Source organism: Streptomyces sp. NBC_00988 (assembly GCF_045162645.1).
Taxonomy (GTDB): domain Bacteria; phylum Actinomycetota; class Actinomycetes; order Streptomycetales; family Streptomycetaceae; genus Streptomyces.
The window spans coordinates 3024705-3049755 of record NZ_CP108730.1 but is presented as its reverse complement, the minus strand read 5'-3'; the positions used below and the strand labels follow the sequence as shown (position 1 = coordinate 3049755).

Annotated in this window: 24 protein-coding genes; 17 read left to right on the top strand and 7 right to left on the bottom strand. The window is 71.0% G+C overall.

Translation table 11 applies throughout. The annotated features are described in order from the left end of the window. The first annotated feature begins 35 nt into the window (after positions 1-35). The 7 genes from OG496_RS13800 to metK all read left to right on the top strand — a co-directional run bounded on the left by OG496_RS13800 (position 36) and on the right by metK (position 6345). Positions 36-1142, top strand: coding sequence for a quinone-dependent dihydroorotate dehydrogenase (locus OG496_RS13800; protein ID WP_405971074.1), 1107 nt, complete (start codon positions 36-38; stop codon positions 1140-1142). Continuing rightward, on the top strand, positions 1139-1984 hold the full coding sequence (gene pyrF / locus OG496_RS13795) for an orotidine-5'-phosphate decarboxylase (RefSeq protein ID WP_399396240.1): 846 nt from the start codon (positions 1139-1141) through the stop codon (positions 1982-1984). The genes OG496_RS13800 and pyrF overlap by 4 nt, the downstream gene beginning before the upstream one ends. Before the next feature lie 289 nt (positions 1985-2273). Next, complete coding sequence (locus OG496_RS13790; protein ID WP_019059734.1) at positions 2274-2597, top strand: integration host factor; 324 nt, start codon at positions 2274-2276, stop codon at positions 2595-2597. A gap of 59 nt (positions 2598-2656) precedes the next feature. Further along, positions 2657-3250, top strand: coding sequence for a guanylate kinase (gene gmk, locus OG496_RS13785; protein ID WP_405971073.1), 594 nt, complete (start codon positions 2657-2659; stop codon positions 3248-3250). Positions 3251-3290: 40 nt separating this feature from the next. Then, positions 3291-3563, top strand: coding sequence for a DNA-directed RNA polymerase subunit omega (gene rpoZ / locus OG496_RS13780; RefSeq protein ID WP_019059732.1), 273 nt, complete (start codon positions 3291-3293; stop codon positions 3561-3563). A 121-nt stretch (positions 3564-3684) separates the two neighbouring features. Continuing rightward, positions 3685-4887, top strand: coding sequence for a bifunctional phosphopantothenoylcysteine decarboxylase/phosphopantothenate--cysteine ligase CoaBC (gene coaBC, locus OG496_RS13775; protein ID WP_405971072.1), 1203 nt, complete (start codon positions 3685-3687; stop codon positions 4885-4887). Positions 4888-5136: 249 nt separating this feature from the next. Continuing rightward, positions 5137-6345 (top strand): methionine adenosyltransferase, encoded by a 1209-nt coding sequence (metK, locus tag OG496_RS13770; RefSeq protein WP_405971071.1) that lies wholly within the window; start codon positions 5137-5139, stop codon positions 6343-6345. Between the two features lie 77 nt (positions 6346-6422). Here the strand turns inward: metK and OG496_RS13765 are convergent, their stop codons facing one another. Together OG496_RS13765 and OG496_RS13760 are read right to left on the bottom strand one after the other, a co-directional pair. Further along, positions 6423-7178 (bottom strand): ABC transporter permease, encoded by a 756-nt coding sequence (locus OG496_RS13765; protein ID WP_405971070.1) that lies wholly within the window; start codon positions 7176-7178, stop codon positions 6423-6425. After that, positions 7168-8082, bottom strand: coding sequence for an ABC transporter ATP-binding protein (locus OG496_RS13760; protein WP_405971069.1), 915 nt, complete (start codon positions 8080-8082; stop codon positions 7168-7170). The genes OG496_RS13765 and OG496_RS13760 overlap by 11 nt, the downstream gene beginning before the upstream one ends. Before the next feature lie 68 nt (positions 8083-8150). On the opposite strand from OG496_RS13760, the gene OG496_RS13755 reads away from it, so the two are divergent. Continuing rightward, the gene (locus tag OG496_RS13755) at positions 8151-8681 is read left to right on the top strand and encodes a TetR/AcrR family transcriptional regulator (RefSeq protein WP_405971068.1); all 531 of its coding nucleotides are present in this window, start codon (positions 8151-8153) and stop codon (positions 8679-8681) included. Between the two features lie 61 nt (positions 8682-8742). After that, a complete protein-coding gene (locus tag OG496_RS13750; protein ID WP_405971067.1) occupies positions 8743-10896 on the top strand; it encodes a primosomal protein N' in 2154 nt (717 codons plus the stop codon). 316 nt (positions 10897-11212) lie between these two features. On the opposite strand, the gene OG496_RS13745 is transcribed toward OG496_RS13750, so the two are convergent. Continuing rightward, positions 11213-11773: a hypothetical protein gene (locus tag OG496_RS13745; protein ID WP_366495475.1), complete on the bottom strand. Its 561-nt coding sequence runs from the start codon at positions 11771-11773 to the stop codon at positions 11213-11215. A 276-nt stretch (positions 11774-12049) separates the two neighbouring features. Here OG496_RS13745 and fmt point away from each other — a divergent pair, with 276 nt between their 5' ends. Further along, positions 12050-12994 carry a methionyl-tRNA formyltransferase gene (fmt, locus tag OG496_RS13740; RefSeq protein ID WP_405971066.1) on the top strand — a complete coding sequence of 315 codons (945 nt, stop codon included), beginning with the start codon at positions 12050-12052 and terminating at the stop codon, positions 12992-12994. A 304-nt stretch (positions 12995-13298) separates the two neighbouring features. Beyond that, positions 13299-14717 carry an RsmB/NOP family class I SAM-dependent RNA methyltransferase gene (locus OG496_RS13735; RefSeq protein ID WP_405971065.1) on the top strand — a complete coding sequence of 473 codons (1419 nt, stop codon included), beginning with the start codon at positions 13299-13301 and terminating at the stop codon, positions 14715-14717. Positions 14718-14773: 56 nt separating this feature from the next. Here the strand turns inward: OG496_RS13735 and OG496_RS13730 are convergent, their stop codons facing one another. The 3 genes from OG496_RS13730 to OG496_RS13720 form a co-directional block, all read right to left on the bottom strand. Then, a complete protein-coding gene (locus OG496_RS13730; protein ID WP_405971064.1) occupies positions 14774-15340 on the bottom strand; it encodes a dihydrofolate reductase family protein in 567 nt (188 codons plus the stop codon). Between the two features lie 143 nt (positions 15341-15483). After that, positions 15484-16656, bottom strand: a complete 1173-nt coding sequence (locus OG496_RS13725) for an alpha-hydroxy-acid oxidizing protein (protein ID WP_405971063.1) — start codon at positions 16654-16656, stop codon at positions 15484-15486. A 74-nt stretch (positions 16657-16730) separates the two neighbouring features. Then, complete coding sequence (locus tag OG496_RS13720; protein WP_405971062.1) at positions 16731-18083, bottom strand: aminotransferase class III-fold pyridoxal phosphate-dependent enzyme; 1353 nt, start codon at positions 18081-18083, stop codon at positions 16731-16733. A 127-nt stretch (positions 18084-18210) separates the two neighbouring features. Between OG496_RS13720 and rpe the strand changes: the two genes are divergently transcribed. From rpe to OG496_RS13695, 5 genes are all read left to right on the top strand, one after another. Then, positions 18211-18897, top strand: coding sequence for a ribulose-phosphate 3-epimerase (rpe, locus tag OG496_RS13715; protein ID WP_366495469.1), 687 nt, complete (start codon positions 18211-18213; stop codon positions 18895-18897). A gap of 78 nt (positions 18898-18975) precedes the next feature. Further along, positions 18976-20022, top strand: coding sequence for a sugar-binding domain-containing protein (locus OG496_RS13710; protein ID WP_366495468.1), 1047 nt, complete (start codon positions 18976-18978; stop codon positions 20020-20022). A gap of 71 nt (positions 20023-20093) precedes the next feature. Beyond that, a complete protein-coding gene (locus tag OG496_RS13705; protein WP_405971061.1) occupies positions 20094-20462 on the top strand; it encodes a ribonuclease domain-containing protein in 369 nt (122 codons plus the stop codon). Continuing rightward, positions 20459-20776 carry a barstar family protein gene (locus OG496_RS13700; protein WP_405971060.1) on the top strand — a complete coding sequence of 106 codons (318 nt, stop codon included), beginning with the start codon at positions 20459-20461 and terminating at the stop codon, positions 20774-20776. The genes OG496_RS13705 and OG496_RS13700 overlap by 4 nt, the downstream gene beginning before the upstream one ends. Positions 20777-20811: 35 nt before the next feature. Further along, positions 20812-21423, top strand: coding sequence for a hypothetical protein (locus OG496_RS13695; RefSeq protein WP_405971059.1), 612 nt, complete (start codon positions 20812-20814; stop codon positions 21421-21423). Positions 21424-21460: 37 nt separating this feature from the next. Here OG496_RS13695 and OG496_RS13690 read toward each other — a convergent pair whose 3' ends face one another. Further along, positions 21461-23089 carry an LPXTG cell wall anchor domain-containing protein gene (locus tag OG496_RS13690; RefSeq protein WP_405971058.1) on the bottom strand — a complete coding sequence of 543 codons (1629 nt, stop codon included), beginning with the start codon at positions 23087-23089 and terminating at the stop codon, positions 21461-21463. Between the two features lie 205 nt (positions 23090-23294). Between OG496_RS13690 and OG496_RS13685 the strand changes: the two genes are divergently transcribed. After that, positions 23295-24737, top strand: a complete 1443-nt coding sequence (locus tag OG496_RS13685; RefSeq protein WP_405976623.1) for a GuaB1 family IMP dehydrogenase-related protein — start codon at positions 23295-23297, stop codon at positions 24735-24737. Positions 24738-25051: the final 314 nt, after the last annotated feature.

The following is a 25051-nucleotide window of genomic DNA, read 5'->3' as shown; positions in this document are numbered from 1 at the left end:
GGAAACGGTGTCCCCCTTCTCGTGAGGACACTGAGATGTACAAGCTTTTCTTCCGTCTGGTCTTCAAACGGATGGACCCGGAGCAGGCCCACCACCTCGCCTTCCGCTGGATCCGGCTCGCCGTCCGCATCCCCGTGCTGCGGACGTTCGTCGCGGCCGCCCTCGCGCCCCGGTTCGAGGAGCTGCGGACGGAGGCCTTCGGGCTGCGCATGCACGGCCCGTTCGGGCTCGCCGCCGGCTTCGACAAGAACGCGGTCGCGATCGACGGCATGTCGATGCTCGGCTTCGACCACGTCGAGATCGGCACGGTCACGGGGGAGCCGCAGCCAGGCAACCCCAAGAAGCGGCTGTTCCGCCTCGTGCAGGACCGCGCGCTGATCAACCGCATGGGCTTCAACAACGAGGGTTCCGCGGCCGTGGCGGCCCGCCTGGCGGCTCGTGAGGCGGTCTTCAGGACCGTCGTGGGCGTCAACATCGGCAAGACCAAGGTCGTACCCGAGGAGGAGGCCGTCGGCGACTACGTGAAGTCGACCGAGCGGCTCGCCCGGCACGCCGACTATCTCGTCGTCAACGTGTCGTCGCCCAACACGCCCGGGCTGCGCAACCTCCAGGCGACCGAGGCGCTGCGCCCGCTGCTGACCGCCGTCCGCGAAGCCGCCGACCGCGCGGTGACCGACCGCCGCGTCCCGCTCCTGGTGAAGATCGCCCCGGACCTCGCAGACGAGGACGTGGACGCGGTCGCCGACCTCGCCGTGGAACTCGGCCTGGACGGGATCATCGCCACGAACACCACCATCGCGCGCGAGGGCCTCGGTTTGAAATCCGAACCTGAACTCGTCAAGGAGACCGGCGGACTGTCGGGAGCGCCCCTGAAGTCACGTTCCCTGGAGGTACTGCGCCGCCTCTACGCGCGCGTGGGCGACCGCATCACCCTCGTGGGCGTCGGCGGCATCGAGGACGCCGAGGACGCCTGGCAGCGCATCCTCGCCGGCGCCACGCTCGTGCAGGGCTACAGCGCCTTCATCTACGAAGGGCCCTTCTGGGGCCGCGCCATCCACAAGGGCCTCGCCGCACGCCTGCGCTCGAGCCCGTACGCCACCCTCGCCGACGCGGTCGGCGCCGACGTAAGGAAGCCGGTATGAGCCCTCTCGAACCCTTCGGTGCACGCCTTCGCACGGCCATGGACGAGCGCGGCCCGCTCTGCGTCGGCATCGACCCCCATGCCTCGCTGCTCACCGAGTGGGGCCTGAACGACGACGTCGCAGGACTGGAGCGGTTCAGCCGCACGGTCGTCGAGGCGCTGGCCGACCGGGTCGCCGTCCTCAAGCCGCAGAGCGCCTTCTTCGAGCGCTTCGGTTCGCGCGGGATCGCCGTCCTGGAGAAGTCCGTCGAGGAGGCGCGGGCGGCCGGCGCGCTGGTCGTGATGGACGCCAAGCGCGGCGACATCGACTCGACCATGGCCGCGTACGCCGAGTCCTTCCTCCGGAAGGACGCCCCGCTGTTCTCCGACGCGCTGACCGTCTCGCCCTATCTCGGCTACGGCTCGCTCGCCCCGGCGATCGCGCTGGCCCGCGAGAGCGGCGCCGGGCTCTTCGTGCTCGCGCTTACCTCGAACCCGGGGGGCGGCGAGGTGCAGCACGCGGTCCGCGCGGACGGCCGGAACGTCGGAGCGACCATGCTGGCCCACCTGACCGTCGAGAATGCGGGGGAGAAGCCCCTGGGCTCCTTCGGGGCGGTCGTCGGCGCCACGCTGGGCGACCTGTCGTCGTACGACCTCGACATCAACGGTCCGCTTCTCGCGCCCGGCGTTGGCGCTCAGGGGGCCACTCCGGCCGATCTTCCCGGGGTGTTCGGGAAGCTGCTGCGCAACGTCGTCCCGAACGTGAGCCGGAGTGTTCTACGTCACGGTCCCGATGTCGGAGCGCTTCAGGCAGCCTCGGAACGCTTCTCGGAGGAGATCCGCGTCGCCTTTGCGACCGTCTGAGGTGTTCGAACGGGTCGATCGAGTCCTCCGATGAGTGGCTCGACGGGCGACTCCGGAGCGACTTGAGTCTGAATACATCCTCAAATCAGGGGCGTTATGTCGGAAATGTCCGGCCTGGCGCAGGCTGACCAGGACTTTTCCTCTGTTCTCGCTGACTCTGGCGTCCCTGGCCGCTAGTCTCCGAGCAGAGTCAACGGGCAAGCGTGTTGCTCGTAGCTCCCCAGGTGTGGGGCGACTAGGTTCCTCACCGGTCCGTATCCGACAGTTCGACATCCGAGGTGACGTAGGCGTGGCTCTTCCGCCCCTTACCCCTGAACAGCGCGCAGCCGCGCTCGAAAAGGCCGCCGCGGCTCGCCGGGAGCGGGCCGAGGTCAAGAATCGACTCAAGCACTCCGGCGCCTCCCTGCATGACGTCATCAAGCAGGGCCAGGAGAACGACGTCATCGGCAAGATGAAGGTCTCCGCCCTGCTTGAGTCCCTGCCCGGCGTGGGCAAGGTCCGCGCCAAGCAGATCATGGAGCGACTCGGTATCTCCGAGAGCCGCCGTGTCCGTGGCCTTGGTTCCAACCAGATCGCCTCCCTGGAGCGTGAGTTCGGCAGCACTGGTTCCTGAGTCCGGGCACTCCGGACCGGGAGTCCCGGGCACACCGGGATTGCTGGAATAATCGCTGCATGGCTGCAACATTCCGGGGGACGACCCCCGAGCCCCCGGACGTACGTCCGCGGCTGACCGTGCTCTCCGGCCCCTCTGGGGTCGGCAAGAGCACGGTCGTCGCCCATATGCGCAAGGAACACCCCGAGGTGTGGCTCTCGGTGTCGGCGACGACCCGCAGGCCCCGCCCCGGCGAGAAGCACGGCGTCCACTACTTCTTCGTCTCCGACGAGGAGATGGACAAGCTGATCGCCAACGGCGAGCTTCTGGAGTGGGCCGAATTCGCGGGCAACCGCTACGGCACGCCGCGTACGGCTGTGCTGGAGCACCTGGAGTCCGGCGTGCCGGTCCTCTTGGAGATCGATCTCCAGGGCGCCCGGCAGGTCCGCGAGTCCATGTCCGAGGCGCACTTGGTGTTCCTGGCTCCTCCCTCCTGGGAGGAGCTGGTGCGCAGGCTCACCGGACGGGGCACCGAGTCGCCCGAGGTGATCGAGCGCCGCCTGGACGCGGCCAAGATCGAGCTCGCGGCGGAGTCCGAGTTCGACGCGACCCTGGTCAACACCTCCGTCGAGGACGTAGCGCGCGAGCTGCTAGCCTTGATGGAAGTTGTGTGATCGTTTTTCCGATCTCATCCCATCTTTCGGAAGGCAGAGCGTGTCCTCTTCCATCACCGCTCCCGAGGGCATCATCAACCCTCCGATCGACGAGCTTCTTGAGGCCACCGATTCGAAGTACAGCCTCGTGATCTACGCCGCCAAGCGTGCCCGTCAGATCAACGCGTACTACTCGCAGCTCGGCGAGGGCCTCCTGGAGTACGTCGGTCCGCTCGTCGACACCCACGTCCACGAGAAGCCGCTCTCCATCGCCCTGCGCGAGATCAACGCGGGTCTGCTGACCTCCGAGGCCGTCGAGGGCCCCGCGACCTGAGACGCAGCAGCTTTATCCACAGGCCCGGCAGCGACTGTCGGGCCTGTGGTGTGTCATGGAGTCGTACAGATCGCACGAGTCGTACGAGTCGCACGCAGGTTTCCGAGCTCGGGGAGAGACGGTGGACAAGCCCAAGGTCGTTCTGGGGGTCAGCGGTGGCATCGCCGCGTACAAGGCCTGTGAGCTGCTGCGCAGACTGACGGAGTCGGGTCATGACGTCCGGGTCGTCCCCACCGCGTCCGCCCTGCACTTCGTCGGCGCGGCCACCTGGTCCGCGCTCTCCGGGCACCCCGTCTCGACCGAGGTGTGGGACGACGTCCACGAGGTCCCGCACGTGCGCATCGGCCAGAGCGCCGACCTGGTGATCGTGGCGCCGGCGACGGCCGACATGCTGGCGAAGGCGGCCCACGGCCTGGCCGACGACCTCCTCACCAACACCCTTCTCACCGCCCGCTGTCCGGTCGTCTTCGCGCCCGCCATGCACACGGAGATGTGGGAAAACCCGGCCACCCAGGAGAACGTGGCGACACTGCGCCGCCGCGGCGCCGTCGTGATCGAGCCCGCCGTCGGACGGCTGACCGGCGTCGACACCGGCAAGGGCCGGCTGCCCGACCCCACCGAGATCTTCGAGGTCTGCCGCCGGGTGCTCGCGCGGGGCGTCACCGAGCCCGACCTCAAGGGCCGCCACGTCGTCGTCAGCGCCGGCGGCACCCGCGAGCCCCTCGACCCGGTCCGCTTCCTCGGCAACCGCTCCTCCGGCAAGCAGGGTTACGCCCTCGCGCGCACCGCCGCCGCCCGGGGCGCCCGGGTCACACTGATCGCGGCGAACACGGGGCTGCCGGACCCGGCGGGCGTCGACGTCGCCCCGGTCGGGACCGCCGTACAGCTGCGGGAAGCGGTGCTGAAGGCCGCCGCGGACGCGGACGCGGTCGTCATGGCCGCGGCCGTCGCGGACTTCCGACCGGCGGAGTACGCGACCGGGAAGATCAAGAAGAAGGACGACAAGGAACCCGACCCGATCGTCCTGGTACGGAATCCGGACATCCTCGCGGAGATCTCCGCCGACCGGGCCCGACCCGGCCAGGTGGTCGTCGGGTTCGCCGCTGAGACGGACGACGTCCTCGCCAACGGCCGTACCAAACTGGCCCGTAAAGGGTGCGATCTCCTGGTGGTGAACGAGGTGGGGGAGCGCAAGACGTTCGGTTCCGAGGAGAACGAGGCGGTTGTGCTGGGCGCCGACGGAAGCGAGACCGCCGTTCCGTACGGTCCGAAGGAAGCCCTGGCCGAGACCGTGTGGGACCTGGTCGCACACCGTCTCGCCTGAATTGTTTCAGCCATCTGTCAGTCGTCTGTCAGTTCGCCGAAACCTGACATTGGTGCGTGGCGGCTCTGGCCAACGGCACTCGGCATTCGGCAAAATGCGCGTGCCGCAGGTCACAGCGTTTCCCGAGAGGCGAGACAGGTGGACCGTCTGTCGACCGCGACCGATAAACTGTTCTCGGACGATGTCGGGCGCAGCTCCCGTCCGTCCGCCAATGATCAGCCAGCAGCCGCTGCAACCTCAGGGAGCGTTGTGTCCCGTCGCCTTTTCACCTCGGAGTCCGTGACCGAAGGTCACCCCGACAAGATCGCTGACCAGATCAGCGACACCATTCTCGACGCGCTTCTGCGGGAGGACCCGACGTCCCGGGTCGCCGTCGAGACGCTGATCACCACCGGCCTGGTGCACGTGGCCGGCGAGGTCACCACCAAGACCTACGCGCCCATCGCGCAGCTCGTCCGCGACAAGATCCTGGAGATCGGCTACGACTCCTCCAAGAAGGGCTTCGACGGCGCCTCCTGCGGCGTGTCGGTGTCCATCGGCGCGCAGTCCCCGGACATCGCGCAGGGTGTCGACACGGCGTACGAGAACCGTGTCGAGGGCGACGAGGACGAGCTCGACAAGCAGGGCGCGGGCGACCAGGGTCTGATGTTCGGCTACGCGACGGACGAGACGCCGACGCTGATGCCCCTCCCGATCTTCCTGGCGCACCGCCTGGCGAAGCGCCTCTCGGAGGTCCGCAAGAACGGGACGATCCCGTACCTGCGCCCCGACGGCAAGACCCAGGTCACCATCGAGTACGACGGCGACAAGGCCGTCCGCCTCGACACCGTGGTCGTCTCCTCGCAGCACGCGAGCGACATCGACCTGGAGTCGCTGCTCGCCCCCGACATCCGCGAGTTCGTGGTCGAGGCCGAGCTGAAGGCGCTCGTGGAAGAGGGCATCAAGCTCGACACCGACGGCTACCGCCTCCTCGTGAACCCCACCGGCCGCTTCGAGATCGGCGGCCCGATGGGTGACGCGGGTCTGACCGGCCGCAAGATCATCATCGACACGTACGGCGGCATGGCCCGCCACGGTGGTGGCGCGTTCTCGGGCAAGGACCCGTCCAAGGTGGACCGTTCGGCGGCGTACGCGATGCGCTGGGTCGCCAAGAACGTCGTCGCCGCGGGCCTCGCCTCGCGCTGCGAGGTACAGGTCGCGTACGCGATCGGCAAGGCCGAGCCGGTGGGTCTGTTCGTCGAGACGTTCGGTACGGAGAAGGTCGACACGGACCGGATCGAGAAGGCGATCGACGAGGTCTTCGACCTGCGTCCGGCCGCCATCATCCGCGACCTGGACCTGCTGCGCCCGATCTACGCCCAGACCGCGGCCTACGGCCACTTCGGCCGCGAGATCCCCGACTTCACGTGGGAGCGCACCGACCGCGTGGACGCGCTGCGCAAGGCCGCGGGGCTGTAGGTTCCGCGTCGTCGTCAGGCTCTGCGAGGCCCGGTTTCCCCTTGGGGGGAGCCGGGCCTCGGTGTTTCACACCAGGGTCAGCGGCGGATGCCGCGGGTCGAGACGAGGAGTGCTGCCGCTGTGATGGCTGCGACGACCGCCGTCGAGTGTGCGTAGGCCTGGGTGTTGCCGGTCACGGCTGCCTGGAAGCCGTGGAGGGCCCAGTAGCCCGGGGTCGCGGGGGCCACCGTGGAGACCCAGTGGGGGAGGACGGTGAGGGGGACCAGGCAGCTGCTGAGGCAGGTGATCGTGAGGGCGCCGATGTCGGAGGCGGCGGCCAACTGGCCCTGGGTGCGGGCGTGGACGCCGAGTGCCAGGCCGCAGGAGGTGACGCAGGCCGCCCAGAGGAGGGCCAGCAGGGGGAGGCGCCAGGTGCCTGCGGCGAGGGGGAAGTTGAAGGCTGCCGTCGCGAAGAGGAAGAGGATGGCCTGCTGGATCAGGAAGAGTGTGATCAGGGGGGCGGCTTTGCCCGCCAGGATCGTCGTGGGGGACGCCGGGCCGGAGCGCAGGCGGTCCCAGGTGTGCCAGGTGCGTTCGGAGAGCAGGAGTTGGCCTGCCACGTCCAGGGCGAGCAGGGTGAACATCACCGCGATGCCCGGAGCGGCCTGCACGATGCCCGGTGTGCCGGGGGTGGCGGCCAGGCGGTCGTACACCGGGTGGAGCACGGTCAGCAGCACCAGGGACATGACGGTGTAGGCGAGCGGGGTTCCGGGGTCCCGGACGAGCAGGACGAGGGTGTGGCGGGTCATGACCCAGGTGCGGCGGGCCGTGGTCGACGTGAGTTCAGGCCGCATCGTGGGTCTCCGTGGGGAGTTGGCCGGTGGCCAGGCTGCGGTAGAGGTCGTCCAGTGAGGGTTCGCGGATCGTGGCCGAGCGGACTCGGGTGGTGTCGGGGCCCAAGTCCCGGAGGATTCGGGCCAGTTCCTGTGCCGGGACTGGGGTGCTGAAACGTAGTTCCCCAGGGGTAGTTGAGGTCTGTGCCAGGTGCTCCGGTACGGCGCCGGTGAACGTCACGGTGACCTCGCCGGGCAGGCCGTCCAGGAGGTCGGCGCGGTTGCCGCGGGCGATCACCCGGCCGGACGCGGCGACCGCGAGCGTGGCGTCCAGGTGCTCCAACTCCGGTAGGTAGTGCGTGGTGTAGCAGATCGCGGCGCCTTCGTCGGCGCGGGTCCTGACGAGTCGTAGCAGCGCTTCGCGGGTGGTGGGGTCGGCGCCGACGGTGGGTTCGTCGAGCAGCAGGACGCGGGGGCGGGGGAGGAGGACCGTGGCTGCCTGGGCGCGGCGCTGCTGGCCGCCGGAGAGTGTCGCGATCGGGTGGTCGAGTACGTCGGTGAGGAGCAACTCCTCGGCTACGGCGGCCAGTTCGGCGCGGAGTTCGGTGCGGGGCAGGCCGGCGAGGCCGCCGTAGAGGCGCAGGTTCTGGCGGAGGGTGGCGGTCGGGTAGAGGGCCAGTTCCTGGGGGGCCAGGCCGATCAGGTGGCGGGTGGAGCGTGGGGCGGTGGTGAGGTTCAGTCCGGCTGCGTGGACTGTGCCCGTGTCTGGGCGCTCCAGGCCGGCGACTATGCGCGCGAAGGTGGTCTTGCCGGCGCCGTTGTGGCCGATCAGGCCGCAGATCTCGCCGGGCTCGATGTGGAGGTCGAAGCCGTCCAGGGCCTGGACGGGGCCCCATCGTTTGCGCAGGCCGCTGACGGTCAGCATGGTCGCTCCCTCGATATATACAACGTATACGTATACTGTGTATACGTAGCTGCGAGGGAGGATGTCAAGTGACGCCACGGCGGATCAGTCGTGATCAAGTGCTGGACGTGACCTGGGAGTTGGCGACCCGGAAGGGGCTGTCGGCCGTCACGATGCGGGCCGTCGCGCAGGAACTCGACGTCAATCCGATGACGCTCTACCGGCACGTCGGTGACAAGCAGGGGCTCCTCGACGGCCTCGTGGAGCGGTTGTTGCTGGAGATCGAGGTGCCCGGTCCTGGGCTCGACTGGCGTGAGCAGCTGCGCCTGCTCGGCCGCAGCATGCGGGCCACGGCCCGGCGCCACCCCGATCTGTTCCTGCTGCTCTTCCAACGGCCGGCGGTCACACCGGAGGCCGTCGGGCCGCGCAACGCGGTCTACGGCGCCCTGCGCGCCGCCGGTCTCCAGGAGGAGCGGATTCCGCGGGCCGAGCGGCTGCTGTCCACGTTCATGCTCGGGTTCGCCGCCTCGGAGGCCGGGGGGCGGTTCCGGGACGGTGACCCGGACGAGGACATGGCCTTCGCGGAAGACCTCATCGGCAGGGTCTTGGCCGAGGGCTAGAAGGCCGAGTGCGTACGGCGGCGGTCGGCCGTTGTCAGTGGCGTTTGGTAAGAATGCAAGCGTGAGCAGCAAGGACGGGGAACGGGACGGCGGGGCGGAGGGTGCGCCGCCTGAGCAGCTTGCGCTGATTCGGGAGAGTGTGCGGCAGGCGAAGGGGCCGAAGGCCAAGCCGCGGACGTGGCGGGGGGCCGCGTTGGCCGGGGAGCTGCCCGTCGCGCGGGTGCTCGTCGACAAGGGGGTGCTGCATCTTGATCGGTACTTCGACTATGCGGTGCCTGAGGAGCTTGACGCCGATGCGCAGCCCGGGGTGCGGGTTCGGGTGCGGTTCGGGGCCGGGCGGCATCGGGTGCGGGACGGGCGGCGTGAGGGCGGGGGGCTGATCGACGGGTTCCTTGTCGAGCGGCTGGCCGTTTCCGATTACTCCGGGCCGCTTGCCGCGCTGGCCCAGGTCGTGTCGCCCGAGCCGGTGCTGAGTGCGGAACTGCTGGGGCTTGCTCGGGCCGTTGCCGACCGGTACGCCGGGAGTCTTGCCGATGTGCTGCAGCTCGCCGTGCCGCCGCGCAGTGCTCGGGCCGAGCAGAAGCCGTCGCCCGCGCCGTTGCCGCCGCCTGAGGTGCCCGTGGCGGGGTCCTGGGTGCGGTACGAGCGGGGGGCCGGGTTTCTGGAGGCGCTGGCCTCGGGGGGTGCGCCGCGGGCTGTGTGGAACGCGTTGCCGGGGCCCGAGTGGAGCGAGGAGATCGCGCGGGCCGTCGCCGCGACGCTCGCCTCGGGGCGCGGGGCGCTCGTCGTCGTACCGGACGGACGGGCCGCCGGGCGGGTCGACGCCGCGTTGACCGCCTTGTTGCGGGAGGGGCGGCATGCGCTGCTCACCGCCGATGCCGGGCCCGAGAAGCGATACCGGCAGTGGCTGGCCGTGCGGCGGGGGGCCGTGCGTGCGGTCGTCGGGACGCGGGCCGCGATGTTCGCGCCCGTGCAGGATCTGGGGCTTGTCGCGATCTGGGACGACGGGGACGGGAGTCACAGCGAGCCGCATGCGCCGCAGCCGCATGCGCGGGACGTGCTGTTGCTGCGGGCCGCGCTGGACAAGTGCGGTTTCTTGTTGGGGAGTTGGAGTTGCACCGTGGAGGCGGCGCAGCTCGTGGAGAGCGGGTGGGCGCGGCCGTTGGTCGCGTCGCGCGAGCAGGTGCGGGGGGCCGCGCCGCTCGTACGGACCGTGGGGGACGGGGACTTGGCGCGCGACGAGGCCGCTCGGGCCGCGCGGTTGCCGACGTTGGCGTGGCAGGCGGTGCGGGAGGGGTTGAAGCACGGGCCCGTGCTCGTGCAGGTGCCCCGGCGGGGGTATGTGCCGCGGATGGCCTGTGCCCAGTGCCGGGCCGCGGCGCGGTGTCGGCACTGTGCGGGGCCGTTGGAGGGGCAGGACGCGGGCGTGCTGCGCTGTGGGTGGTGCGGGGTCGAGGAGAACTCCTGGCACTGTCCCGAGTGCGGGGGGTTCCGGTTGCGGGCCCAGATCGTGGGGGCGCGTCGGACCGCGGAGGAGTTGGGGCGGGCGTTTCCCGCGGTGCCGGTGCGGACGTCCGGGCGGGAGCAGGTGCTCGACACCGTGCCGGGGACGCCCGCGTTGGTCGTGAGTACGCCGGGGGCCGAGCCGGTTGCCGACGGTGGGTATGCGGCGGCGTTGTTGCTCGACGGGTGGGCGATGCTCGGGCGGCCTGATCTGCGGGCCGGGGAGGACGCGTTGCGGCGGTGGATCTCGGCGAGTTCGCTGGTGCGGCCGCAGGGGGGTGGGGGGACCGTTGTCGTGGTTGCGGAACCCACCTTGCGGCCTGTGCAGGCGTTGGTGCGGTGGGACCCCGTCGGGCATGCGGTGCGGGAGCTTGCGGAGCGGGGGGAGTTGGGGTTTCCGCCGGTTTCCCGGATGGCTGCGGTGGCGGGGGGTGCGGGGGCTGTCGCGGAGTTTCTCGCCGCTGTTGAACTGCCGCCGGATGCTGAGGTGTTGGGGCCGGTTCCGATGGTGGTGCCGGTTGCTTCGGCGGGGCGTGCTCGGCGGGTGGGGGATCCGCCTGTCGGGGAGCAGTGGGAGCGGGCGTTGATTCGGGTGCGGCCGGGGAGTGGGGGGGCGTTGGCTGCGGCGTTGAAGGCTGCGCAGGCTGCTCGGATGGCTCGGGGTGGGGGGGATGTGGTGCGGGTGCGTGTTGATCCGCCGGATATCGGGTGAGCCCCTCGGCCTTCGGCCTCGGGGTGTCTCCCACCCGCGCACCGCCCGTTCACCGCTCGTTGAGAGGTGGACCTTTGCCGTCGGGGTTCTCGCCGTCGGCGGCTGCCTGTTCGCCGTCGTTGAGAGGTGGGCCTTTGCCGTGGGGTTCTCGTCGTTGGGCCGCCCGTTCACCGCTCGTTGAGGGGTGGACCCTTGCCGCCGGGGTTCTCGTCGTCGGCGGCCGGCCGTGCCTGGTGCGGACTGCGGGCGAGCTGGTTGTTGCATGCCGCTGCCTCCCGGGTTTTGGCCGGGAGGCAGGCGAGGTTCGGGGGTGGGGTCAGCCGTTGCGGGGGCCCGGGAAGGCCGTGGGCCTGGCCTCGTCGCGGAGGGTGGGGCTGCCTGCTGTGGGCTGGGTCGGCATGGAGCGGGCCGCGGGGACCGTGGGGAGGGCGGGCATCGTGGGCATGGTGGGGAGGCCCGTGTTCACGCCCACCGGGCGGGTCGTCGCCGCTTCCGTCGTGCGCTCGGCGTCGGCCGCGGCCTGGGTCGCGGCGCGGCGGGCGCCGTAGCGGCGGTGGACCGCCTGCTTGGTGACACCCAGGGCGGAGCCCACCGCGTCCCACGAGAAGCCGAGTGAGCGGTCGAAGTCCACGGCGGCCGTGACCAGGGTCTCGACACTGTCCCGCAGCTCCTGCGCGAGACGGACCGTCGGGGCGGGAGCGCGTCCGTAGACGACGAAGCCCGTGGACGGGCCGGAGCGGCGCGGGCGGTAGACGTTGCCCAGCTGGGCGGTGAGCGTGCGCAGTGCGTCCACCTGCCGGCGGACCCGCTCGATGTCCCGCACCAGCAAGTGCAGGCTGGCCCGAGCCTGGGCGTCGTGGGTTGCGTGGTCGGCCATGAACAAGCCTCTCGAACCGGCGTTGAAAAGGATCGGGCCGCGCGAATGCGGCCCAAGGAGGTCAACTCTTTCTTGACCAACGCCTGTGCGCTCCGCTGGTCACGCGAAGGGGGCGTAGGGGCATATGCGTACGCCCCCGCTGAACCGGTGTGCGCTGCGGGCGCCGGTGAGTTGTCGGCGAGTTGACGGGTGTGAGCCGCTGGGCGCTCCTGCCGGGGCGCGCCATAGACTGGTGCGCTGCCCGCCCACCTCCGCCCGAGAGGCCCGAACCCTCCCATGAAGCTCGTCTTCGCCGGTACCCCCGAGGTCGCCGTTCCCGCCCTGGACGCCCTGATCGCCTCCGGGCGGCACGAGGTGGCCGCCGTCGTCACGCGGCCCGACGCGCCGGCCGGGCGTGGGCGCAGGCTGGTGGCGAGTCCCGTCGCCGAGCGGGCCGAGGAGGCGGGCATCGAGGTGCTGAAGCCCGGCAGGCCGCGCGACCCGGAGTTCCTGGAGCGGCTGCGGGAGATCGCGCCCGACTGCTGTCCCGTCGTCGCCTACGGCGCCCTGCTGCCCCGCGTCGCCCTCGACATCCCCGCCCACGGCTGGGTCAACCTGCACTTCTCGCTGCTCCCCGCCTGGCGCGGCGCCGCCCCCGTGCAGCACTCCATCATGTCCGGCGACGAGATCACCGGCGCCTCCACCTTCCTGATCGAGGAAGGCCTCGACTCCGGGCCCGTCTACGGCACCGTCACCGAGGAGATCCGCCCCACCGACACCAGCGGTGACCTGCTCACCCGGCTCGCGTTCGCCGGCTCGGGGCTGCTCGCCGCGACCATGGACGGCATCGAGGACGGCACCCTGAAGGCCGTACCGCAGCCGAACGAGGGCATCACCCTCGCCCCGAAGATCAACGTCGAGGACGCGGAGGTGAAATGGGCGGATCCTGCGCTGCGCGTGGACCGGGTGGTGCGTGGGTGCACGCCCGCGCCCGGCGCCTGGACCGTCTTCCGGGGTGAGCGGCTCAAGCTCATCCAGGCCGTGCCCGTGCCCGAGCGGACCGACCTCGCGCCCGGTGCGCTGGCCGTCGGCAAGAACAACGTGTACGTGGGCACCGGTTCGTACGCCGTCGAGCTGCTGTGGGTGCAGGCGCAGGGCAAGAAGCCGATGCGGGCGGCGGACTGGGCGCGCGGGGCGCGGATCGGTGCGGGGGAGACCGTCGGGGCGCTCGGGGCTTCCTAGACCCCGGGCACCTCGGCACCTCGGCACTCCGGCACTCCGGCACTCCGGGCACTCGAGGACTCCGGGCACTGCAGGACCTTCGGCACCCCCCGGCACCCCGGGCACCGCAGGGCCTTCAGTACCCCAGCACTCCGGGTCCCCAGCACCCGGGGCACCCGGGGCACCCGGCACCCGCAGCACCCCCCGGACCTCCAGGCCCCCGGGACCCCCGGCATCCCCGTGCGCTTGACGTTGCGCGCACGGTCGCCGTGGTGCGACGTACGCTGGGTGCACATCTCAGCCAGAAATCCGGAGCACCTTTTTCGTGAGTGAGCAGTCCCCGCGACCCCGTAAGCCCGGCAAGCCCTACCGCCGGCCGCAGAAGGACCCCGTCCGTTTCCTCGCCTTCGAGGCGCTGCGGGCCGTGGACGAGCGGGACGCGTACGCCAACCTCGTCCTGCCGCCGCTGCTGCGGAAGGCGCGCGAGAAGGGCGACTTCGACGCCCGGGACGCCGCGCTCGCGACCGAGCTGGTGTACGGGACGCTGCGCAAGCAGGGGACCTACGACGCGATCATCGCCTCCTGTGTCGACCGGCCGCTGCGCGAGGTCGACCCGCCGGTGCTGGACGTGCTCAGCCTTGGGGTGCACCAGCTGCTCGGGACGCGGATCCCGACGCATGCCGCCGTGTCCGCCTCCGTCGAGCTCGCCCGGGTCGTCCTCGGCGACGGGCGGGCCAAGTTCGTCAACGCCGTGCTGCGGAAGGTCGCCAACGACGACCTCGACACCTGGATCGAGCGGGTCGCGCCGCCCTACGACGACGACCCCGAGGACAACCTCGCCATCGTGCACTCGCACCCGCGCTGGGTCGTCTCCGCGCTGTGGGACTCGCTCGGCGGCGGACGCGCCGGTATCGAGGACCTGTTGGAGGCCGACAACGAACGGCCCGAGGTGACCCTGGTCGCCCGGCCCGGCCGGTCCACCACCGAGGAACTGCTCCGCGAGGAGGCCGCCGTGCCGGGCCGCTGGTCGCCGTACGCCGTGCGGCTCAGTGAGGGCGGCGAGCCCGGGGCCGTGGCAGCGGTGAAGGAAGGGCGTGCGGGGGTGCAGGACGAGGGCAGTCAGCTGGTCGCGCTGGCCCTCGCCAACGCGCCCCTCGACGGGCCGGACGAGAAGTGGCTCGACGGGTGCGCCGGACCCGGTGGCAAGGCCGCACTGCTCGCCGCCGTGGCCGCCGAGCGCGGGGCGATGCTCCTCGCCTCCGAGAAGGCGCCGCACCGGGCCGGACTCGTGGCGAAGTCGCTTGCCGGGAACCCGGGGCCGTACCACGTCATCGCCGCCGACGGGACCCGGCCGCCGTGGCGTCCCGGCAGTTTCGACCGCGTCCTGATGGACGTGCCGTGTACCGGGCTCGGCGCCCTGCGCCGGCGGCCCGAGGCGCGTTGGCGGCGCCGCCCGGAGGACCTCGAAGGCTTCGCGCCCCTGCAACGCGATCTGCTGGGCACCGCGCTCGAATCCGTGCGCGTCGGCGGTGTCGTCGGCTACGCGACCTGCTCACCGCACCTCGCCGAGACCCGGGCCGTCGTCGACGACATCCTCAAGCAGTACCCGCACACCGAACTGATCGACGCCCGCCCGCTCCTGCCCGACGTCCCGGCACTCGGCGCGGGGCCCGACGTACAGCTGTGGCCGCATCTGCACGGGACCGACGCGATGTACCTGGCGCTGATCCGCCGGACCGGGTGACCTGCCGGCCGCGTGCGGGGTCTCGCGGCTGATGTCGAAGTCTCACGTGCTGCCGCTCAGCGCCTCGTCTCGTACCTGGTCAGGATCACGCCGCCAGGAAGCGTCCGTGTCTCCACCAGGTTCAGGTTCACCCAGCTGTCCAGCGCGGTGAAGAACGGCGTGCCGCCGCCCACCAGGACCGGATGGGTGGCGATCGCGTACTCGTCGATCAGCCCGGCGCTCATGGCCGCCCCGGCGAGCGTCGCGCCGCCGATGTTCATCGGGCCGCCGTCCTCGGCCTTGAGGCGGGTGATCTCGGCGATCGCGTCGCCGGTGAACAGGCGGGTGTTCCAGTCGACCTTGTCGATCGTCGAGGAGAACACCACCTTCGGCGTGTCCCGCCAGTTCCGCGCGAACTCGATCTCCGCCGGGGTGGCGCCCGGCTGCTCGTCGCCGGTCGGCCAGTAGGAGCTCATCGTCTTCCACAGCTTGCGCCCGTACAGCGACAGGCCACTCGCCTGCTCGTGGTCGAGCCACCACTGGAACAGCTCTTCGCCCGGCGGTCCGCCCCAGCCGATGTCGTCGCCGGCCGCGGCGATGTAGCCGTCCAGGGTCAGGTTCATGCCGTAGATCAGTTTCCGCATGGCGCCAGCCTTCCGCGAGTCGGACTCCGGCGTATAGACCGGCGCGGTGCGGGAAACTCATCGGTGCGCGATCCGGGCTCGCCGGTAGCCCGCGGACGGGCTTCGGCCGGGGCAGTGCTTTCCGGCCCCTCGGGCGCGGGCTGTCACGCCACGCGCTGAAGCGCCTCCCGCGTGAGGTCCGCGAGTGTCGGATAGCCGTCTACGGCCATGATCAGGTCGGCCTCCGCGAGGAGTGAGCGGAGGACGTGGACGATGCCGTCCGTGCCGCCGAGGGCGAGGCCGTAGGCGTACGGGCGGCCGATGCCCACGGCGGTGGCGCCCAGGGCGATGGCCTTGACGATGTCGGCGCCGCTGCGGATGCCGGAGTCGAACAGGACCGGGAGGCCGTCCGCCGCCTCGACCACGGCGGGCAGCGCGTCCAGGGCGGGGAGGCCGCCGTTGGCCTGGCGGCCGCCGTGGTTGGAGCAGTAGACGCCGTCCACGCCGCCGTCCTTCGCGCGGCGTACGTCCTCGGGGTGGCAGATGCCCTTCACGATCAGGGGGAGGTCGGTGAGGGACCGTAGCCAGGGGAGGTCGTCCCAGGTGAGGGGGTTGCCGAAGAGCTGGGTCCAGAGGAGGACCGCGGACTGGGGGTCCTCCTCCGGGGTGCGGGCGAGGCGGGCGCGGAAGACCGGGTCGCTCGTGTAGTTGGCGAGGCAATGGCCGCGCAGCTGGGGGAAGTTGGCGGTGGACAGGTCGCGGGGGCGCCAGCCGGTGACCCAGGTGTCCAGGGTGACGACGATGCCCTTGTAACCGGCCTGTTCCGCGCGGTGGACGAGGCTCGCGGCGAGGTCCTTGTCGGTGGGGGTGTAGAGCTGGAAGAGGCCCGGAGTTTCTCCGAACTCGCCGGCCACCTCCTCCAGCGGGTCGACCGTCAGCGTGGAGGCGACCATCGGAACTCCGGTGCGTGCGGCGGCCCTCGCGGTCGCCAGGTCGCCGTGGCCGTCCTGGGCGCACAGGCCGATGACGCCGACCGGTGCCATGAAGACGGGGGAGGGCAGTCGCATCCCGAACAGGTCGACGGACAGGTCGCGTTCGGCCGCGCCGACGAACATACGGGGGACCAGGCCCCAGCGGTCGAAGGCGGTGACGTTGGCGCGCTGGGTGCGTTCGTCGCCGGCGCCGCCCGCGACGTACGACCACACGGAGGGCGGCAGCGCGGAGCTCGCCCGGTCCTCCAGCTCCGCGAAGGCCATGGGGTAGGACGGCACGATGCCGCCGAGCCCGTTCAGGTAGATCTCGTTCTGGTAGGAGCCGAACGGCTGTCCCGTGCCCATGCCATCTCCCTCTGCGCTGAGGTGCCCTGCCCGCTGCTGAAGGCCGGTGAAGTGCAGGATTCTCGCACCCCGGGTCAGGCGGAGGGAGTGGCGGGGGCCAGCCGGACCGGCAGTTCCCGCCGGCCCTGGGCGATGAACGACGGGACCTGTTCCCACTCGTCCTCCGCCACCGCCAGGGAGATGCCCGGGAAGCGCGCGAAGAGCGCGGGCAGCACGGCGAGCGCCTCCATGCGGGCCGGCGGGGCGCCGACGCAGCGGTGCACGCCGATGCCCAGGGCGAGATGACCGTCGGCGTTCCTGGCCACGTCGAAGAGGTGGGCGTCGGGGCCGAAGCGCACCGGGTCGTGGCCCGACGCCGCGATGGTCGTCAGGATGGCCTCCCCGGCGCGGATCGTCGTACCGTCGGCCGTCGTGATGTCGGAAACCGCGTAACGCAACGGCACGTTGGCGATCGACGGGGCCCGGCGCAGCGTCTCCTGGATCACCTCGTCCCAGGTCGACTGCCCGGCCAGCACCTGCTTCAGCTGGTCGGGGTGGCGGAGCAGGGCGTGAACGGCGTTGCCGATCAGGTTGACGGTCGTCTCGAAACCGGCGCCGATGACGAGGAGAAGGGTGTGGATCAGCTCCTCCTCGGAGAGCCGGTCGCCCCGGTCCCGGACCGTGATCAGCTCGGTCGTCAGGTCGTCGCCGAGGTTCTCGCTCTTCTCCGCTATCAGCGCCGGCAGCACCGTCACGATCTGTTCGAGTGCATCTGCGGCGTGTTTTGGGGTGCCGGTCGTGTCCATGATTCCCTCGATGAGACGCGCGACCGCGGCCCGCATCCGCGCCGGCACGCCGAACAGGTCGTAGATCATCCGCATGGGCAGTGGATGCGCGAACTCCGCCCGCAGATCGACCACTTGGCCTGCCGGGATCTCCTCCATCGCGTCGAGTAGACCGGCATTACATCGCTGGACAGCGCCTTGCCCGTCACGAGCACGTCCGGCCGTACGCCCTCGGCGGCGTAGCCCCACCAGGAACTGAGCCGCCCCCGCCGGATAACCGGGCCGCGGCACGACGACCCCGGCCTCGCTCCGTACAGGCTCCACCACCACACAGGCGTCCGCGCCGCCGTCGCCCAGCACCGCAGCCAGCGCGTCGGTGTCGCCGAACGGCACGTGCTGGACGTCCGGCAGCAGGGGCCGGAACGGGTCCTGGTACAGCGCCTTTGCGGTCAGGGACAGCGTGCCGAGGGTCTTGCCGTGCCAGCCGTCCCGCATCGAGATCAGCCGCGGTCTGCTGTGCGCGCGGGCGAGCTTCACGGCGGCCTCGACGGACTCCGTCCCCGGGCCGGCGAAGTGCACCCGGTCGAGACCGGCCGGCGCGACCCCGGTGAGGGCCTCGGCGGCGAGCCTGGAGACAGGGTCCAGGAGCAGCCGGCTGGACAACGTCAGCCGCCCACGACCGCTGCTGAGATGCCGTCCCGCCCAGCCACACGCAACCGGCACCCGAAATGGACCGCATCCACAACGGACCGATGCGGCTAACCCCCGGAGGGCATGGCAGGCTTGGGGCATGGCCGTGCAGATCAACCCCAGCATCCTGTCCGCCGACTTCGCCCGCCTGGCCGAAGAGGCGAAGGCGGTAGAGGGAGCCGACTGGCTCCACGTGGACGTCATGGACAACCACTTCGTCCCGAACCTCACGCTCGGCGTGCCGGTCGTAGAGTCGCTGGCCCGGGCGACGGACACCCCGCTGGACTGCCACCTGATGATCGAGGACGCCGATCGCTGGGCGCCGCAGTACGTCGAGGCGGGTGCCTCCTCCGTCACCTTCCACGTCGAGGCGGCCGGTGCGCCGGTGCGGCTCGCCCGTGAGATTCGGGCCAAGGGAGCGCGCGCGTCGATGGCGCTGAAGCCCGCGACGCCCATCGAGCCGTACGAGGATCTGCTCCCCGAGCTCGACATGCTGCTGATCATGACCGTGGAGCCGGGCTTCGGCGGCCAGTCGTTCCTCGACATCATGCTGCCGAAGATCCGCCGCACCCGGGAGCTGATCAAGAAGCACGGACTGGAGCTGTGGCTGCAGGTCGACGGAGGAGTTTCGGCCTCGACGATCGAGCGCTGCGCGGACGCGGGCGCGGACGTGTTCGTCGCCGGTTCGGCGGTCTACGGGGCATCCGACCCGGCCGCGGCGGTACGTGCATTGCGCACGCAGGCCGAAGGGGCCGTAAGCAAGGCATCCTGGGCGTGCGACCACTGAGCGGCAGGTATGTGAACGGCGGCCATCAAGGCTGATCAAGTACGCCGGATCTGCGAGGATGAACGGCGAACCCAGAGTGTGAACAGCAGTGAGGAGAACGCCGTGTCGGGTATGTCGGCGGGCCGGTCAGCCATGCGGATGGGACCCGCTGAGCTGGTGCAGGCGGCGGCCATGGCCCGCCGCTTCTACCTTGAGGGCAAGTCCAAGATCCAGATCGCGGAGGAGTTCGGCGTCAGCCGCTTCAAGGTGGCCCGGGTCCTGGAGACCGCTCTCGAACGGGATCTCGTACGGATCGAGATCCGAGTACCGGCCGAACTGGACGCGGAGCGCTCGGACGCGCTGCGTGCCCGGTACGGCCTGAGGCACGCCGTCGTGGTCGAGTCCCCGGCCGAGGTCAGCGAGGAGTCGCCCGATCCCGAGAACCTCGGGGAGGTCGCGGCCGACCTGCTCGGCGAGCTGGTCAACGAGGGCGATGTGCTCGGCCTGGCCTGGGGCCGGTCCACCATCCACATGGCGGCCGCCCTCGACCGGCTGCCGCCCTGCACGGTGGTCCAGCTGACAGGCGTGTACGACGCCGGGACCGCCGAGCGCGGCTCGGTCGAGGCCGTACGGCGGGCGGCGCAGGTGTCGGGCGGCGACGCCCACCCCATCTACGCGCCGATGCTGCTGCCGGACGCGGCCACCGCGGAGGCGCTGCGCCACCAGACGGGCATCGCCCGGGCCTTCGAGTACTTCGACAAGGTTACGGTCGCCTGCGTCTCCATCGGCTCCTGGGAGCCGGGCATCTCGACGGTCTACGACATGCTCAGCGACGAGGAGCGGGCGCACTACTCGTCCCTCGGTGTCGCCGCCGAGACGTCCGCGCACCTCTTCGACGCCGAGGGCCGCCGGGTCGGCCGGGACCTGGGCGAGCGGTGCATCACCGTCAAGGCGGACCAGTTGCGCCGTATCCCCGAGGTTGTCGCGATCGCGGGCGGGCAGCGGAAGGCGGCGGCGATCGACGCGGTGCTGCGGTCCGGTCTGGTCACCAGCCTGGTGACGGACACGGCCGCGGCGGACTATCTGATGACGGCCGGCTCGTCGCCGAAGTCGGCGCTCAGCCGGACGGACCCCGACGGGATCTGAACCGACACCGACGGACCCCAACGGGTCCTGACAACAGGTCGTACGGGGACGGCCGTGGCAGCATCGGGCGCATGCTGCTGCGGTTCGTCTCCCGGGTGCTTCTCGTCTGTCTGGCCGTACTGCTGCCGGTCGGCTGTTCTGCTACGGCCACCAGCGGTACCGGCACTGCGACGGTCAAGCTCTCCCAACTCCCCGCCGAGGCACGGCAGACCGTCGCTCTCATCGACAAGGGCGGCCCCTTCCCGTACACCAAGGACGGGGTCGTCTTCGGGAACTACGAGAAGCTGCTGCCCCAGCAAAAGCGTGGTTACTACCACGAGTACACCGTCAGGACGCCGGGCTCGCGCGATCGCGGGGCCCGGCGCATTGTCACCGGGCAGGACGGCGAGATCTACTACACCGATGATCACTACAAGTCGTTCAGGACGGTACTGAGATGACACAGCTCGCGGTCACGCTGGACCTCGACGGGGTCACGGACAAGGCCGGCCTGATGGACCGCTGTGCCCGTGCGCTGTCCCTGCCCGACTGGTTCGGCCGGAACTGGGACGCCCTCGCCGACAGCCTCGGCGACCACACCGTGTGGCCCGAGGGCGCGGTGGAGCAGGGGCTGCTGGTCGTCGTACGGAACTGGCAGTCGTACGCCAAGGCGCGGCCCGGCGAGTGGGAGACCGCCGTCGACGTCTTCGGCGACGCGGTCGACCGCACACCGGAGCTTTCGGTCGTGCTCGCGCTGGGCGGAACCAAGCCCTAGCCCGATTGTCCGAGGCGGCTGGCAGAGTGTTCGGTATGGAGCAACAGGAGCAGCGCACGTCGGTCCGGCTGGTGGTCGTGGACCCGGACCTCGAAGCGCAGTGCGACCGGGTGGAAGAGCACTTGCTGACGCCCCTGGCCGAGTCCGTGGGCGGGGCGAGCGGGCACCCGTTGTTCGAGGACGGGCTGGCCGCCTTCCGGCGGGTGCGGGAGACCCTCGCCGAGGCAGTCGCGCGGGGACCCAAGGTGTGGTCGCCGAACGGCCGTTGGGAACACGAGGGTCTGCGCATCGTCGAACTGCCCACCGAGGACACGGACTTGCTGTACGCGCTGCTGCGCGAGCTGTCCGGACTCCTCGTGGCCCCGCCGGACCTGCCCGACCCCTCGGGCGTCGTGGCCGCCGTCCGGGGCACCGTCCTGACGCCCGAGAAGACCGGCGTCGGCCTGGTCGGCGCGCTGGCGCGGGTGCTTTCCCTGGTGGACCTCACGTCCGACGCCGATACGGCCGCCCTCTTCGCCGCGATCGAGGCGGGCGGCGGCGAGGACGTGAGGCTCAGCTACGGGCAGGACGAGGCGTGGCAGCGCCTCGCCCATCGGCTCACGATGCTGCTGACCGAGTCGGCTCCGCTGCATCGCTTCCTGTACTGATCCGGGTTCGCGTTTCCCGTACCGAACTTGGCCCGCGTCAGCGGGAGTTGCGCCTGCGGCGGACGACGAGGAGCGCGGCCACGCCCAGCACCACGGCCCCGCCCGCCGCGGTGGCGATGAGGGCCATGGGGCCCGTCCCGGTGTGGGGCAGCGTGCCGCCGGGCGTGGCCGTCGTGGTCGGTGTCGCCGACGCACCGCCTGACGCTCCCGGCGTGGGGGACGTGCCGGACGTCGGCGAGGACGCGGACGCGCTCGACGTCGGTGACGCGGCTGACGTGGTGAAGGCGAACGTGGCGCTGTCGTTGGCCGCGTTCGGGTCGTGGAGCGGGATGCCCGCCGGGCCGGGACGTACGGTCGCCGTGCCCTTGGCGCCGGTGTAGTCCTTGGCCGGCTTCACCCACAGCACGAACAGCTGGCTCTTCCCGGCGGCGACACCTCGCGGCACGGGGCAGACGTAGTGCCGATGGCCCGCCGCGAAGGGTGCCGTCTTGGTGTCGCCGACCCAGAGGAAGCACTCGCCGTAGGGGCCGTCCTCGCCCTCCTCGAAGGCGTTGCCGGTCGCGACCGTGCCCTTGGGCAGGACCACGTCGACCAGGGCGACGGCCTTGTCGCCGACACCGTACGCGGAGGCCGGGCCGTGGTTCACGGCGTCGAGGGTCAGGGTCCACTCGCCGGCCGTGCCGTGGGGTGTCACCGCGGCGGTGGCCGCGAGATCCACGGAGCTGTCGGTCGACACGTCGACCCGGCCGGTGGCACCGCTCTCGAAACCGTCTCCCGCACCGGAGGCGGGCACCAGGGTGAGCGCGGGCCCGGTGCCCGGGTAACTGCCGCCACCCGGGTCCACGCCGGGCTTCAGGAGCTCGGCCGAGTAGTCGGTCACGGCGGTCAGGACGTGCTCGCCGACCGTCGCGGTCAGCGGGCTGCTCAGCTCGACGGTGGCGCCCGCGGCCACGGGGGCGGTGAAGACACAGGTGACGGACGCCTGGCTGCCGGGCTCGACGGGGTCGTCGCCGTCGCCGTAGGCGCAGTTGGAGAACTTCCGGTCGAAGACCAGCCCGCCCGTCGACTCCCAGCGCAGCACGATGCGCCGGTCGGTGGCCAGGTCGCCGGTGTTGCGGAGCCGGAGCGGAAGCTCGATCCGGGAGCCGAGCTTGGCGTGCGTCACGTCCGGGACCTTGCCGACGACCAGATCCGGGACGCCGACGACCACCTTCGCCTGCGCGGTCGCGCCGGTGCCGTGGTCCGCGCTGACGGTGTACTTGAGCGTGCCGGTGGCGCCGACGGCGGCGCCCGCGTCCGCCCGCACGGTGAAGTCGACGTACGGCTGCTGGGCGGCGTCCTTGTTGACGCAGGTGAGGACCTGCCCGGCGGTCGTGCACCTCGGGTCGTCGACCGCGACGCTCGCGATGCCGGCCAGGTCCCGGGCATCGATGACGAGCGTCTCGTTCGTCTGCAGGGGAACGTTCGCCCCGCCGTCGTAGAACGTCCAGCCCACGTGGACCGACTGCGCCGCCGCCCCCACGTTGAGCTGCTTGTCCGCGTCGATCACGGCGTAGGCCTGCGTCGGCAAGGGGGAAGGACTGGCGGCCAGCGCCGCGGATCCTGGTGCGAGGGCCAGCACCACGGCGGCGAGCGCCGCCCCGAGCACCGTGCGGTGGAAAGTCATGCCCGTTCGATACGCGAGGTGTCCCGAAGGTTGCCCACATCTGAATCACAGGTTCGTTTGGGTGTTCCTCCAGGGGCGCCGTCGGCCTGCCTGGACGATGATCCGAGGCATGGCATCGCGCCCGACATGGGACAATGAAGTACGTGCTCTTCCCCCTGGCTGACCTGTCCGGGGACCACCTCTGATCGACTGGGATGTGCAGCACGTGCGTTTCCTCAACGACATCCAGCCCCCGTACGACCTGACGTACGACGACGTCTTCATGGTGCCGCGCCGCAGCGCGGTCGGATCGCGTCAGGGTGTGGACCTCAGCTCCCCGGACGGCACGGGCACCACCATCCCGCTGGTCGTCGCCAACATGACCGCCATCGCCGGGCGCCGGATGGCCGAGACGCTGGCCCGGCGCGGTGGCCTCGTCGTCATCCCGCAGGACATCCCGATCGAGGTCGTCACCGAGGTCGTGTCCTGGGTGAAGAGCCGCCACCTCGTGCTGGACACCCCGATCCGGCTGGCCCCGCACCAGACCGTGGCCGACGCGCTGGCCCTGCTGCCCAAGCGCGCGCACAACGCCGGTGTCGTCGTGGACGAGGCCCAGCGCCCGGTCGGTGTCGTCACCGACGCCGACCTCACCGGTGTGGACCGCTTCACGCAGCTCGCCGAGGTCATGTCCCGGGACCTGCTGCTGCTCGACGCGGACATCGACCCGCGCGAGGCGTTCAACAAGCTGGACGCCGCCAACCGCCGCTACGCGCCCGCCGTCGACCAGGACGGCAAGCTCGCCGGCATCCTCACCCGCAAGGGCGCGCTGCGCGCCACGCTGTACTCGCCGGCCGTCGACGCGGACGGCAAGCTGCGCATCGCGGCCGCCGTCGGCATCAACGGCGACTTCGTGCAGAAGGCCAAGCAGCTGCTGGACGCGGGTGTCGACACGCTCGTCATCGACACGGCGCACGGCCACCAGGAGTCGATGATCAGCGCGATCAAGCAGGTCCGCGCCCTCGATCCGCACGTCCCCATCGTGGCCGGCAACATCGTCGCCGCCGAGGGCGTCAAGGACCTCATCGACGCGGGCGCCGACATCATCAAGGTCGGCGTCGGGCCCGGTGCGATGTGCACCACCCGCATGATGACCGGCGTCGGCCGGCCGCAGTTCTCGGCCGTCATGGAGTGCGCGGCCGAGGCGAAGAAGTACGGCAAGCACGTGTGGGCCGACGGCGGGGTCCGCCACCCGCGCGATGTCGCCATGGCGCTCGCGGCCGGTGCGTCGAACGTGATGATCGGTTCGTGGTTCGCGGGCACGTACGAGTCCCCGGGCGACCTCCAGCAGGACGCCAACGGCCGCCTCTACAAGGAGTCGTTCGGCATGGCGTCCGCCCGCGCGGTCCGCAACCGCACGTCGGACGAGTCGTCCTACGACCGTGCCCGCAAGGCGCTGTTCGAGGAGGGCATCTCCACCTCCCGCATGTTCCTCGACCCGGCCCGCCCGGGCGTCGAGGACCTGATCGACTCGATCATCGCGGGCGTCCGCTCCTCCTGCACCTACGCCGGTGCCGCCTCCCTGGAGGAGTTCGCCGAGCGCGCGATCGTCGGCATCCAGAGCGCGGCGGGCTACGCGGAGGGCAAGCCCCTGCACGCGAGCTGGAGCTGACCAACTCCCTGCTCTGCGGCCCTTGTTGTTCCGGCGTCGGGATGTTTCGGAGCGTGGGCGTAGGGCGGTGGTTGTCGTCCTGGGGTGAGGCGTTGCGCGTGGGCGGGAGGTGGCCAACTTCCTTTTGTGTGGCCTCTGTTGTTCCGGCGCTGGGATGTTCGGGGCATGGGCTTAGGGCGGCCGTTGCCGTCCTGGGGCGAGCTGTTGCGCACGGGCTGGGGATGGCCAATTCCCCTCCGTGCGGCCTCTGCTGTCCCGGCGTCCCGGCGTCCCGGGTGCTTCGGGGGCCGATGGCGTGCCGCGGCGGTTGCCGA